This is a genomic window from Corynebacterium lubricantis DSM 45231 (assembly GCF_000379425.1).
Lineage (GTDB): Bacteria > Actinomycetota > Actinomycetes > Mycobacteriales > Mycobacteriaceae > Corynebacterium > Corynebacterium lubricantis.
Genome location: NZ_KB902194.1, coordinates 1 through 12696, shown reverse-complemented (window position 1 = coordinate 12696; position 12696 = coordinate 1). Strand labels below are relative to the sequence as shown.

At 57.8% G+C, this 12696-nt stretch carries 13 protein-coding genes; 6 read left to right on the top strand and 7 right to left on the bottom strand.

Going from position 1 to position 12696, the window contains the following annotated elements; all coding sequences use genetic code 11:
* Position 1 precedes the first annotated feature (1 nt).
* Together A37O_RS0107105 and A37O_RS0107100 are read right to left on the bottom strand one after the other, a co-directional pair.
* Positions 2 to 1354 (bottom strand): TRAP transporter large permease subunit, encoded by a 1353-nt coding sequence (locus A37O_RS0107105; protein WP_026196220.1) that lies wholly within the window; start codon positions 1352 to 1354, stop codon positions 2 to 4.
* 185 nt (positions 1355 to 1539) lie between these two features.
* Positions 1540 to 2304, bottom strand: coding sequence for an SDR family oxidoreductase (locus A37O_RS0107100; RefSeq protein WP_018296809.1), 765 nt, complete (start codon positions 2302 to 2304; stop codon positions 1540 to 1542).
* Positions 2305 to 2580: 276 nt separating this feature from the next.
* Here A37O_RS0107100 and A37O_RS0107095 point away from each other — a divergent pair, with 276 nt between their 5' ends.
* From A37O_RS0107095 to A37O_RS0107080, 4 genes are all read left to right on the top strand, one after another.
* Positions 2581 to 3306 (top strand): Ltp family lipoprotein, encoded by a 726-nt coding sequence (locus A37O_RS0107095; protein WP_018296808.1) that lies wholly within the window; start codon positions 2581 to 2583, stop codon positions 3304 to 3306.
* A gap of 71 nt (positions 3307 to 3377) precedes the next feature.
* A complete protein-coding gene (locus tag A37O_RS0107090; RefSeq protein WP_018296807.1) occupies positions 3378 to 4439 on the top strand; it encodes an alpha/beta fold hydrolase in 1062 nt (353 codons plus the stop codon).
* A gap of 68 nt (positions 4440 to 4507) precedes the next feature.
* Entirely contained in the window at positions 4508 to 5062 is a 555-nt protein-coding gene (locus A37O_RS0107085; protein WP_018296806.1) for a hypothetical protein, read from the top strand.
* Between the two features lie 107 nt (positions 5063 to 5169).
* The gene (locus A37O_RS0107080) at positions 5170 to 6729 is read left to right on the top strand and encodes a SulP family inorganic anion transporter (protein WP_018296805.1); all 1560 of its coding nucleotides are present in this window, start codon (positions 5170 to 5172) and stop codon (positions 6727 to 6729) included.
* A gap of 9 nt (positions 6730 to 6738) precedes the next feature.
* Here A37O_RS0107080 and A37O_RS0107075 read toward each other — a convergent pair whose 3' ends face one another.
* The gene (locus tag A37O_RS0107075) at positions 6739 to 8319 is read right to left on the bottom strand and encodes a hydantoinase B/oxoprolinase family protein (RefSeq protein WP_018296804.1); all 1581 of its coding nucleotides are present in this window, start codon (positions 8317 to 8319) and stop codon (positions 6739 to 6741) included.
* The gene (locus A37O_RS0107070) at positions 8316 to 10355 is read right to left on the bottom strand and encodes a hydantoinase/oxoprolinase family protein (RefSeq protein WP_018296803.1); all 2040 of its coding nucleotides are present in this window, start codon (positions 10353 to 10355) and stop codon (positions 8316 to 8318) included. Before A37O_RS0107070 ends, A37O_RS0107075 begins: the two co-directional genes overlap by 4 nt.
* A gap of 141 nt (positions 10356 to 10496) precedes the next feature.
* On the opposite strand from A37O_RS0107070, the gene A37O_RS0107065 reads away from it, so the two are divergent.
* The gene (locus tag A37O_RS0107065) at positions 10497 to 10733 is read left to right on the top strand and encodes a hypothetical protein (RefSeq protein WP_018296802.1); all 237 of its coding nucleotides are present in this window, start codon (positions 10497 to 10499) and stop codon (positions 10731 to 10733) included.
* Between the two features lie 12 nt (positions 10734 to 10745).
* Here the strand turns inward: A37O_RS0107065 and A37O_RS0107060 are convergent, their stop codons facing one another.
* On the bottom strand, positions 10746 to 11072 hold the full coding sequence (locus A37O_RS0107060; protein ID WP_018296801.1) for an AzlD domain-containing protein: 327 nt from the start codon (positions 11070 to 11072) through the stop codon (positions 10746 to 10748).
* Entirely contained in the window at positions 11069 to 11743 is a 675-nt protein-coding gene (locus tag A37O_RS0107055; RefSeq protein WP_245533808.1) for an AzlC family ABC transporter permease, read from the bottom strand. The genes A37O_RS0107060 and A37O_RS0107055 overlap by 4 nt, the downstream gene beginning before the upstream one ends.
* A 90-nt stretch (positions 11744 to 11833) precedes the next feature.
* Between A37O_RS0107055 and A37O_RS0107050 the strand changes: the two genes are divergently transcribed.
* Complete coding sequence (locus A37O_RS0107050) at positions 11834 to 12388, top strand: helix-turn-helix domain-containing protein (RefSeq protein WP_051077966.1); 555 nt, start codon at positions 11834 to 11836, stop codon at positions 12386 to 12388.
* Between the two features lie 22 nt (positions 12389 to 12410).
* On the opposite strand, the gene A37O_RS16655 is transcribed toward A37O_RS0107050, so the two are convergent.
* The gene (locus tag A37O_RS16655) at positions 12411 to 12563 is read right to left on the bottom strand and encodes an antitoxin VbhA family protein (protein ID WP_169332151.1); all 153 of its coding nucleotides are present in this window, start codon (positions 12561 to 12563) and stop codon (positions 12411 to 12413) included.
* Positions 12564 to 12696 lie beyond the last annotated feature (133 nt).

Here is a 12696-nt window from a genome sequence, read left to right as displayed (position 1 = left end):
TTTATGCTCCTGGAAGTACGTATACGGGGAGGAATCCCATGCCCACCAGCCAGGCAAGCACGATCATTGGTACAACGAAGTACACAATTAGCGGGACAAACATCTTGGTGGGGTTTGCTCCAGCCATCGCGGCCGAGAGGTAGAGCGGGGCACCAATGGGTGGGGAAGCACCCTCAGTGGAGGTGCACAGGAGAATTACAATGATCGCGATTGTCGGATCGATACCGACAGAAACAAGCGCGGCGATGGCAGGCGAACCGATCGCAGCGGCGGTCGCTGTCGATGAAAGTGGAGTCGCCACGATTACCGTGATGACGCCAACGACGACAAGCATGACCCACTTCGGCAAGTTCCAAGACGAAAGCGCGTCAGAAAGCTGTGGTCCGAGGCCGAGTTCCTCCATAATTGTCGCTGCGGAGAGCGCAGCGAACAGTGAAATACCCACTGTGGCGAAGCTCGGAAGGTCCTTGACAATCTGCGTCTGGAAGCGAGCGAAGTTGCGACGAATGTGCCCTCCGCCTTCGATAAGCGCAATCACCGTGATCAAGATGGGCACCCAGACAATGATCGAAATCGAACTGAGTGCGTCGCCGACTGGGGTGGATTCCTTTAGCCAAGTTGCAAGCGGTCCAATGGTGATGGCAACAGGAATCAGAATTCCCAGGAAGATCGACGGTGAACTCCACCCGTCGGCAAAAGCCTTCTTGAGAGGAACGATGTCTTCCTTAGGGGTTTTGTCAATCTTATCCGTTTTTGTCCAGAGGAATACAACACCCAACCGGTATAACACTGCATATGCGCCAGCAATTATCAGTGCAATGTAGACCGATGATGACGAGGACGCGGCTGCTGCGGGTAGCGCGAGCAGAATAAACATCGTCGAGTTTGGTGGGAGGGCCACGCCAAGGCCTGAGTTGCCTGCGACCAGTGTCGCAGCGCGGGTCGACGACCAACCCGTTTCTTTCATCCAGGGGATGGTGACAGACCCGACAGTGGCGGAATTTCCAGCTGTTGAACCTGCGATGAGGCCCATCATGGCGGATGAGAGCGTGGAAACATAAGCCGCGCCACCCCGGAGCCGTCCGAAGATGGAGTTCAAGATAGTGACAAGTCGGTCAATAAGTCCGGTTGCTTGGACGATAATGCCCATGAAGACAAAGGCCATGCCAGCAAAAGTCACTTCGGATTGCATTCCCGTTGTAATCCCGGTCCACAGCAGGTTGAGTGCGTCGGAACCTCCTACAAGTGCTACGCCAAGCAGTCCAAGGAGAAGGGCCTCGGCAATATTGCGCTTGAGCAGCACATTAACAAGAACGGTGATCGCGATAAACACGAATAGGGCGATGATGCCCATGGATTCACCCCTTTCAGTTCGATCGGTGATGTCGCTCACAGTAACATGTAACATGTTACTCATATCGAACCGGCGAGGCGGCTTACCTCCATGTGGGGGATAATATTTAAGTGATACTAAATTGGTATGTCGGCCATGTTCGCCGACACCTTCGGACCTGCATGGAGATTTAAAGTAGCCCCGGCCTAACTCGCTTTGTAGGAATCTCCATCAATCGAAATTGCCTGTCCAGAAATATGGCGTCCATTTGGGCCGGTCAGGAAGAGAATTAGCGCGGCAACTTCCTCGGGCTCCGTGAAGGACTGGATGGATTGGTTCGCTAGGGCGTTAGCGTTTTCTTCCTCGAGCGAGGTGCCTGCCAAATCAGCGCGGCCTTGGAACACTCCCTGTAGGCGAGGTCCGTTGATCGCGCCGGGCTGCACCGAGTTGGAGGTGATCCCGAACTTGCCGAGCTCGCGCGCCAAAGTTTGAGCGAAGCCGACAAGTCCGAACTTGGTGGTGGAGTAGGCGATGCGGTTGGGGTAGCCGAACTTGCCGCCCACAGACGACATGGTGACAATTGCACCGCCGTCGTCGTTTGCTTTGAGCAGGGGGATGGCGTGCTGGGTGACGCGGAAAGTGCCACGTAGATTGACGTCGATCACGGCGTCAAACGCATCGGGATCAGTGTCCTCGGTAGGTGCTGTTGGGCCCGCGACTCCGGCGTTGTTGATCAGGGTGTCTAGGCCGCCGAGTGCTTCGTCGAGATCCGCAAAAATTCGGGCGATGTCCTCGGGCTTGGACACGTCGGCGACGGTGCCCGTGATGTTGTCATCGGAGGCGACTACCTCGGCGACGGCCTCTGCATTGATATCGGCGATATGGACTTTGTCGCCTTGGGCAACAAACGCCCGTGCCGTGGCCAGTCCAATGCCGCTAGCTCCAGCAGTGATTAGTACTCGCTTGCTCATGTTTCCTCCATTTTTGGTTATTCCTAATAAAGAAGTCGGTACCTCTAGCCTAGGATCGAATCGATGCACGTTAGATAGGGTTTTGCAAAACGGCGATCTCGCGGATCGGCATGGCCAATAAGGAAATCACATTCCTGTAATTTCGCTGGATTGTTCGAGAGGTGAAAGTGAAATGTCGAGACCATTTTCTACTTTCATAAGTGTTGCAAATAGCAACTGGATCGGCGGAGAAGTGAAGTCACGTTCGATCCCATTGTTTCCCGAAAAGGAGTCGACATGACTAACCAATTCCCGCAGAACCCAGGTCAGCCGGAACAGCCGTACCAGCAGCAGGCCTACCAGCAGCAGGCTGAACAGCCTAAGAAGAAGAAAAAGGGTGGCTGCCTGAAGTGGGGCGGCATTGGCGCGGCGGCGCTGATCGTGATCGCTATCTTCGCAAATATGGGGGAGAGCTCGGACACGAGCGAAGTAGCTTCTGATTCGAGTACCAGCTCGGAAGCACTTCCTGCTGATGATTCTTCGGCGAACGAGAACTCGGCGGCTAATGACGAACCGGAAGTATCTTCGGACTTCAAGAATGCATTGCGCAAAGCTGAGTCCTACTCAAAGACTTCGAACATGTCTCAGGCTGGTATCTATGATCAGCTGACAAGTCAGTTTGAAGAGTTCTCGCCTGAGGCGGCTCAGTATGCAATCGACAATGTCGACGCTGACTGGAACGAGAACGCTTTGAAGAAGGCGGAGAGCTACTCCGAGACATCGCAGATGTCTAAGTTGGGCATCTATGACCAGCTGACCAGTGAGTTTGAGCAGTTCACCCCGGAACAAGCTCAGTATGCAATTGACAACGTCGACGCTGACTGGAACGCAAACGCCTTAGAGAAGGCGCGCAGCTACCAGGACACGATGGCAATGTCTGGCGATGCAATCTACGGCCAGTTGACTAGCCAGTTCGAGCAGTTCACCCCAGAGGAAGCGCAGTACGCGGTCGATAACCTCTAAAACGTCGCACGCGCAACAGGGGATGACTAGGCTGGCCCTAATGTAATCCACATCATAGAAAGCTGGCCGTCATGACTGTGCAGAATCCCTTTTACACCCCTGAAGTACAAGGTCCATACCAGATGATCTCCATCGGACGCTTCGAACTCGAAGAGGGAGAAGTGCTGGAGGACCTCCAGCTTGCAGTTTCCACGCACGGCCAGCTTAACGACGAAAAAGACAACGCCATCCTCATCGCCACGTGGTTCTCGGGTACCCACCAAACGTGGGAACAGGTCTACATCGGCGAGGGACGCGCGCTCGATCCCTCGAAGTACTTCATCGTGATCATCAACCAAATTGGAAATGGGCTGTCTACCTCGTCGAACAATATCGACGGAGCACAGGCGGGCCCGAACTTCCCGAAGGTGCGCATTGGCGACGATGTTCGCGCACAGAAGATCTTGCTTGAACAAGAGTGGGGGATTACCAAGCTTTTTGCAGTGCTTGGTGGATCAATGGGTGCGCAACAGACATGGGAATGGGCAGTACGCTTTCCCGATTCGGTAGAGCGGGCAGGAGCGATCGCCGGTACTGCCCAGAACACTCCGCATGACTTTCTCTTTACGAAAACGCTCATCGACGCCATCACCTCTGACCCCGGCTTCAACGGAGGAAATTACACCTCGCACACAGAAGTCGAGGCAGGTCTTCGTCGTCACGCGGATATTTGGGCAGTGATGGGGTTCAGCACCGAGTATTGGAAAACAGAGTTCTGGAAACCACTCGTGCCGGAAGGGCAGGAGTGGAATTTCGAGGAATTCTCACAGAACTTCCTGGGTACCTTGTTCGCACAAATGGATCCCAACGTATTGCTCTCCATGGCATGGAAGTGGCAACGTGGCGACGTTGCAAGAAATACCGACGGCGATCTTGCTGCGGCACTAGGCAGAGTACAGGCAAAGTTCTTCGACATGCCGATTTCCTCGGACATGTTCTTCCCGCCTGCAGACGCCCAAGCTGAAGTTGAGCTCTGCCCAGCAGCCGAACTGCGCGTGATCGAAAGTACCTGCGGGCATTTTGGATTGTTCGGATTTGAAACAACCTATTTCGACCAGGTTGATGCCCACCTCAATGAGCTTTTTTCTGCCTAGCTAACCAACCCGACATGGCGTGAGATGTGAGAAAATCAAACTCACAAAACTACATCAAGGATCACGCCATGAAAGTCTCCCGACAACTTGCCAGGCGGCTGCTGATTGGCGCCGTCCTTTTAGCCACCGCCAGCACCACTGCCTGCGGAAACTTCCTTAATGTTCAGCGCGACGGAATCGTCGGTATCTCTCGCGACGCGGCGGACAATGTCGTTATCCACGTGAATACGTGCGAAAACTCAACAAACCGAATTGAGATTTATGCGGGTAGGGAAGAACTAGATCCCGAAGAGGAAAACGAGCTCATCGGGATTTATGTCTCTCCCGAACCCGTCCAAGGCGTGATCGAAGTACCCATCAATGAACCAGGGGAGTGGGTCGCCGAATTTCCACTCACACTGCCTGAGAACCCCGAGCACCTCTTTATTGCCATGGCGGTCCCGACGAATCAGGGCGGCCCGGAACCGATCAGGGCGAGCAGGTTCTTCACGGAATCGTCGACAAGCATGACGGCGCTGGCCGCCTACGATCCGGGCGATATCGCCGTGGAGTTTTTGGGCATGGGCGAGAGCCCGATCTCGCAGGAACAATTCGCCGACGTGTGTGACCATCTAGAAATCTAGAACTAACCTAATTCCGCCACTCCGGCTACTGTATTCACCAGCGCCGACCCCCACAATTGGAGGGTTGGCTTCTTATTGTGTGCCCTTAAAACCACGATTGGATACATATGTCTGATTCCCGTGCGGTCACTACCGCACCCGAACCCGCACCCACACCGGACGGTGCCAACGCACCTACCGGTGTCATTGCCTCATTCAAGTACGCATTCTCCTCCGCGAGGCGGCTGCGCATCGAGGTCCTTGCGGGCCTGTCGGTCGCGCTCGCACTGATCCCCGAGGCGATTGCGTTTTCCATCCTCGCAGGTGTCGACCCAGCAGTCGGCCTCTTCTCCTCCGTGGTTATGGCCATTGCGATTGCCTTCACCGGTGGTCGCCCCGCCATGATCACCGCCGCCACAGGCGCGGTCGCCCTGGTTATCGCGCCGGTCGCCCGCGACTATGGCATGGACTATTTCATTGCCACAGTGCTCCTTGCCGGCATTCTGCAGATCGTGCTTGGCGCACTCGGAGTGGCGAAGCTGCAGCGCTTCATCCCGCGATCGGTGATGATCGGCTTCGTCAACGCGCTCGGCATCCTGATCTTCATCGCGCAGCTCGAGCACCTCATCGACGTGCCATGGGCGGTCTATCCGCTGGTCGCACTCGGAATCGCCATCATGGTGTTCTTCCCCAAGCTCACCAGCGTGATCCCGGCGCCACTGGTGACCATCTTCGTCGTCACGGCGATCGTACTCATCGCGGGCATCGACGTGCCACGGGTCTCTGACATGGGCCGCCTACCCGAATCGCTACCGGAACTGTTCATTCCGAACGTTCCTCTCACCCTCGAAACACTGCAGATCATCGCGCCATATGCGCTTGCCATGGCCATTGTTGGGCTGATGGAATCGCTCATGACCGCCAAGCTTGTCGACGACATCACCGACTCTCATTCCGACAAGACCCGCGAGTCGATGGGCCAAGGTGTCGCCAATATCGCCTCGGGCCTCTTCGGCGGCATGGGTGGTTGCGCCATGATCGGCCAAACCATGATTAACGTGCGCGAATCGGGAGCGCGCACCCGCCTGTCCACACTGCTCGCGGGCACCTTCTTGCTCATCCTGATCCTGTTGCTCGGCGACATCGTGGGCCAAATCCCGATGGCCGCACTCGTAGCCATCATGATCATGGTCTCCATCGGCACCATCGACTGGCACTCCCTGCACCCGCGCACCCTGAAGTTCATGCCGCTGTCCGAGACCACCGTCATGCTGGTTACCGTTGTGGCCACCCTGGCTACCAACAACCTGGCCATCGGAGTGGTCCTGGGTGTGCTCACCGCGATGGTGATGTTCGCCCGTCGCGTCGCGCATATGGTCTCCATTGAGAAGGTCGCCGAGCTCGATACCGATAACGACGGCCAAATTGATACCCGCACTTACCGCGTCCACGGCCAGCTGTTCTGGGCCTCGTCGAACGATCTTATCTACCGTTTCGACTACAACGACACCGCCGATCACATCGTCATCGACCTGACCGCGGCCGAGATTTGGGACGCCTCCACGGTGGCCACCCTCGACGCGATCACGCAGAAGTTCCAGGCCAAGGGCAAAACCGTCTCCATCATCGGCCTCGACGGCGTGAGCCAGGATCGCCTAGACAAGCTCTCCGGCCAGCTCGGCGATTAGCGCTGGCGACTAACTCTGGCCGTAGCCTCCGCCGCCGGCAGTCTGAATAGACACGCTTTCGCCGGCGGCAAGATCGAATTTGCTTAACGACGAGCGCTCCCTCACCTCCTCATTAGTATGCGAACGCACCACGGCGCGCTGCCCATCGGAGCCACCGCGGAGTCCCCAGGGGCTCGTCGTCACGCGCGATGTACCCGCGACAACCGTGGCCTGACCTGCGGTCAAGGTGAGCTGGCGATAGATACCGTCGCCGCCACTATTGGCACCCGTGCCACCTGAGCCACGGGCGATGGAATAGGCCTCGACGCGCAGGGGATACTCGCGCTCGATGACCTCGCAGGGCGTATTTCGGGTGTTGGTCATATGCGTGTGCGTGGCCGACGCGCCGGGCCCCTGCGCGCTGGCACCTTGGCCGCCGCCGTAGGTTTCCACATAGGAGAAGTACGTACCGGTGCGCGGATCCATCCCGCCGATGGTGACCATGCTCATCGACCCGCTCGAGGCGGCCGGCACCAAATCACCGGTGAACTGCTCAAACGCACCAAGCAGCGTATCGACGATGCGCTGCGCCGTCTGAATATTGCCGTGGGCCACAGGCGCCGGAAACTCCGCATGCACCATGCTGCCCGGGCGAGTGGTCACCGTGATCGGGGCGTACAACCCCGCATTCGAGGGCAGCGTCGGGTCGGCGAGTGTTTTCACAACGTAGGCAGCGCACGACTCGGCAACCGCATACGAGCAGTTCACAGCCCCGCGGACCTGGTCGGACGTCTCGGTGAGATCGATGAGAATCTCATCTCCGCGCACCGTCACCGTGGCAACAATCGGGATCGAAGCCTCCTCCACGCCGTCGTGCTCGAGGTAGTCGGTAAAGCGTCCGGTGCCGTCGGGCAGCGCCTGGATGGCTGCCCGAGTGCGCCGCTCGGCATAGGAAATCAGAGCTTGGCCTGCGCGGTGGAAACCAGCCACGCCCCACTCGTCGATAAGCTCATTGATGCGACGAGTGCCGAGACGATTCGCGGCGACCTGCGCCATGAGATCGCCACGCGTCTTGTCCGCCGTGCGAATATTCATCAACAGCAGCGCCAGCGTCTCGCGCTGCAGCTCGCCGGCGGCATAGAGGCGGATCGGCGGAACCCGGATGCCCTCCTGGAATATCTCGGTGGCCTGCGTGGCCATGGAACCCGGGGTGATCCCGCCGACATCCACGTGGTGAGCCATGGTGGCCACCAGCGCAACAATCTTCTCACCTGCAAAAACAGGAGTAATTACGCAGATATCCGGCAAATGCGAGCCGCCGAGATAGGGATTGTTCGTCATTAAAACATCACCCGGGCGCAGGTTTTCGGGGCCGTATTCCTTCATCGCATTCGCGATCACCGTGGGCATGAGTCCCAGGTGCAGCGGAATGTGCTCGGCCTGCGAAATGAGCTCGCCGTCGGGCGCGTAAATGCCCGCGGAGCAATCGCGGCGGTCCTTAATATTGGGGGAGTAGGAGGTGCGGATCAGCGCCATGCCCACCTCCTCAGATATCGAGGTCAGGCGGTTGCGGGCGATCTCAAGTTCAATCGCGTTGAGTTCTGTGCTCATGATGTCCTCGTGATTCGGGTTAGGTGCAGGAATCCGAACTCGTCGCACGTGCAGAGCTGATCGGGGCGGACATAGGTCGTCGTATCAAATTGATCCAGAATCGCCGGGCCCTCAATGACCGCGCCCGCGGTGACCTCCGCCCGATCATAAATCGGCGTTTCCACCCACGCACCATCGATATAAACCGGCCGGCGCTCCTTCTCCTTGGGCGCAGCGTTGCCCTGGGGCAAGGAGGGCTGCGGGGTGTCCGGTTGTTCGATCGTTGCGGACAGACGCGTGACGACGATTTCCAGTTCCGCATCTGGGTCAAAGAATCCGTAACGCTCCTCGTGGGCCCGATCGAATTGGGTGCGCTGCGTGTCCCAATCGGGTGCGAGCGCGATGGTGAGCTCGTAGCTTTGACCCCGGTAGCGCGCATCGACGAGCTGGGTGCCCGTGAATTCGCTGGTGCCCATTTCCTCTGTGGCGCGTTGTTTCAGCTGGTCATACAGGGGAGCAAGCTGTGGGAAATCCTCTAGATTGTCCACGTAGGTGGGTGCCGAGAAGTCGTGGCGAATCGGTGCATCCAGCATGCCCACCGCCGAGGCGATGCCCGGAACCGGCGGGATGACCGCCGATTCCATAGCCAGCTCGTGGACCAGATCCGCGCCGTGGAGAGGACCCGCGCCACCAAAGGACATAAGGTGGCACGCCCGAATGTCAATGCCACGCTCGACGCTGACCTTCCGAATGCCGCGCGCCATGGTTGCCGCGATGACCTTGAGGATCCCGTCGGCGCACTCCTCGGCGCTTAACTCCAGCTCTTTTCCAAACTCCGTCATTTTCTCGTGCGCGGCATCGAAATCGAGGTCGAACCTGCCTCCGAGCAGGCCGTTTCCCAACCTGCCGAGAACGAGGTGGGCATCGGTGACTGTCAGCTCGGTGCCGCCGCGTTGGTAGGAGATGGGGCCGGGATCTGCTCCCGCACTGTGCGGTCCGACGCGCAGGCTGCCACCGGAATCGCGCCACGCAATCGAGCCACCACCTGCACCAATGGTGTGCACATCCACGCTGGGCAGGCGCAGAGGCATCGAATCGATCTCTCCGGTAGTGGTCTCGTCGGGTTCGCCCCCGCGAATTAAGGCTATATCGGTGCTGGTCCCGCCGATATCGAAACTGACAACCTTGTCCAAGCTGAGTTGGCGGGCCCAGTTCGCGGCACCCACGACACCGCCGGCCAGGCCCGAGAGGACAGTGCGGGCGCTATGGGTTCCGGCCATCGAAGGATCCAGCAGACCGCCGTTGGACTGCATAACCCACAGCTTGGAGGGGACGCCGAGATCCTCCACGCTTTCTTTGAGACGCTCCATGTACCCCGACATCTTCGGCTGCACATAACAATTGATCGTCGCCGTGGAGGTTCGGTCGTATTCGCGCATCTCGGCCGTGATGTCTGTTGCAGCGGAGATAATGGGTGCCACGTTGTGCTCCCTGAGATAGCGAACTGCCTGGTCCTCGTGCTCGCTATTGGCGTAGGCATTGAGGAAGGAAACCACGAGTGCGTCAAGTTTTAGCGCGCGTAGTTCGTCGGCAATGTTCTTGAGCTCCGCTTCGCCGAGTGGCCGGAGGATCTCACCCCCTGCGTCCATGCGTTCGTTGATCTCTGCGATGAGTTCGTTGGGAATCAGCGGATCGGGGCGGTGCTGGGAGTTGTCATAGAGGCTGGGGCGTGCCTGATGCGCGATGGCCAATACATCGCGGAATCCCTTGGTGGTGAGCAGTCCGACTTTTGCTCCTGTCCTGGTCAGGATGGTGTTCGTTGCCACTGTGGTGCCGTGAACGAGGCGGGTGATTTCTTCTGCCCGGCGACCTTGTTGCTCCATGGCTCCGGAGATTCCGTCGATGACTGCTTCATCGGGCGCGGCCGGTGTCGAGGGAACCTTCCATACCGCAATGGAGCCATCTTCCCTGCGCACCCCGATATCGGTGAAGGTGCCTCCGGTATCAACGGCGACCTGGAGTCCGGTGTTGTGGGTCGGGGTGCGGTGGAGAGTCATACCTAGGGTTCCTCACAGTTGGTGCGGTTGTTCCCAGGATGGCATAGTCCGTTGGCTAAATCACGGGGTTGGGTGGGGTGCGATTTGTTTTCCATTTATTAGAGCCTGTCTAAGGTGCCCGACTCAAACTAGAGTGGGCACATGAGCACTAATAAGCATAAAGAGCGCACCCAATTCAGCGAACTGCCACTTCTCGCCAGAGTGGGCATCGTCGCCTTCGCCACCGTGGACGCAACAGCAAAGATCGCCGCGCTAGTAGATATGTCTCGCCGACCAGCCGACAAGATCCGCGGACCGAAGTGGGCATGGGCAGCCGCCCAAGCCGTTAATGGATTCGGTCCGGCTGCATACTGGGCGTTCGCTCGTCGCGAAAAGTAACTTCGGCCCACGCTAACCCAGCCCGACCATCCGCAGCACAGCAGTCGTTGCCATCGCTATAACAACTGCCAGGATCAGCGAGCGTTTCCAGAACAGTGAGAGCACTCCCATTGTCACGCCGATGATTCGGGCGGGGCCAGCCAAATCTGATCCCTCGTACACCATCTGCGTCACTGCAACTCCCAACAAGATAAGTACGGCGGCCCGATCGAGCCACAAGCGGATGTTTTTGGCACTGTCGCCTTGGGCTCGGGCGCCGACAAGCACACCACTGAGTCGAATCAGGTACGTACCTACTGCCAAAATTATCAATCCAGTGAGAAAACCTGCGGTGCTCATGAGGATTTCCTTTCTACTAACATCCAAGGAACGATCGCGGCCAAAGCCGCAACGCCACCAAGCCCGGCTGGAACAAACGGTGTTGCTGCAATCGCAATGAGCGCTCCAAAGATGGCAAAAGGCAGTGTTGAATGTCGGCGTAATTCGTCGAAAACCATTGCCACCAAGATGACGGGAAATGCGGCATCCAGCCCCAGAGCCGAGGTATCAACCATGCCGGCGAGGACTTGACCGACGAGGGCGCCACCAACCCAGCAGAACAATAAGAGGACTCCAATGAAGCGGAAATTGTTCCAGCGCTCTTCTTTTGTGGATCCAATTCGCCCGAAGGCCATTGACTCGTCGTGGATGAGGTGCGCGCCAAATATGCGGCGCCAGCCGGTGGGGAAGAAGCTGCCAACGTTCATGGCATAAGCGAAATTTCGCGAGTTCACCACTAACCCGGCCAGCGCGGCGGAGGGGATGGGCGCGCCTCCAGCGAGAGCGCTGACAAATAACAACTCCGATGCGCCGCCATAGACGAAAAGCGCGAGCAAGACAGTTTGCCACGGCAGCATCCCAACATCGTGCGAGAGCGAGCCATAAGACACCGCCACCAACGTCATCGAGAGGGCAATAACTAGAGCCGAGCGCAAACGGCCCGGGGTCATCCCGGGTTGAAATGGACTCAATAGCGTCTGATATATCGACCTCATGTTCAATATGATGAACCCTGAGCATGCCGTTCGTCAAACCGGATGCAAATCCACTATAAAGAACATATGGACTCTTCCTTCGATCATGACCAGTTGGCACGAGCCTTAAGCCGTGAACGAAAGCGCGCCGGGCTGAGCCTGACCGAGGCTGCAAGCAGGGCGGGAATCGGTAAATCCACTCTGTCTATTTTGGAGTCCGGATCGGGTAATCCCAGCGTGGAAACATTGTGGGCTTTGGCAACCGCGTATCAAGTCCCGCTTTCGAGTCTTCTAGATCCACCGAAGCCGGACATCGAAATGATCAGGAAGGGCGATCTTCCGGAGTTGCGCTCCGATGCGGGATCATACGCAGTTTCGCTGATTTCAACCTCGCCCCTAGGAGTGCAACGGGACATCTACTTTGTTGCCGCTGAGCCAGGGGAAGTGAAGACTTCTGAGCCGCACCAGGCGGGGACTATTGAACACATAATCGTGGCCACAGGGCGGGTTGCCGTAGAGGTACAAGGGGCGCGCTACGAACTCAATCACGGAGATTACCTACGGTACCCAGGGGATTTAGCACATACCTTTGAGGCGTTGGAGTCAGAGAGCACAGCGGTTTCGGTGATCGAGAGTTCTTAGCGATCGAGCGTTGCCATTTGTCTTAAGTAAGCCCGAACCGTGCAAGGGTTCTCTCAACGAGCTGGTCAGCAGTAATTGTTCCAGCGACGTAGGAATCAGTTTCCTTTTCGGATTCGTTGCTGACTCGAAGCCCTTCTAGGAGCAAAGTGTGCGCGGCCTGGGGGTTGCGTCCAATAGTGTGGTGTACAGCTACCGCCTGGTGAACCCCCCCTGCCGACCAGCAAGGAGACCACCGCGGTACCTTTCGACTCAGCTCCTACACATCCTCGAAAGGACACCAACGATGGCCTCCGCGCCCAATCATATCG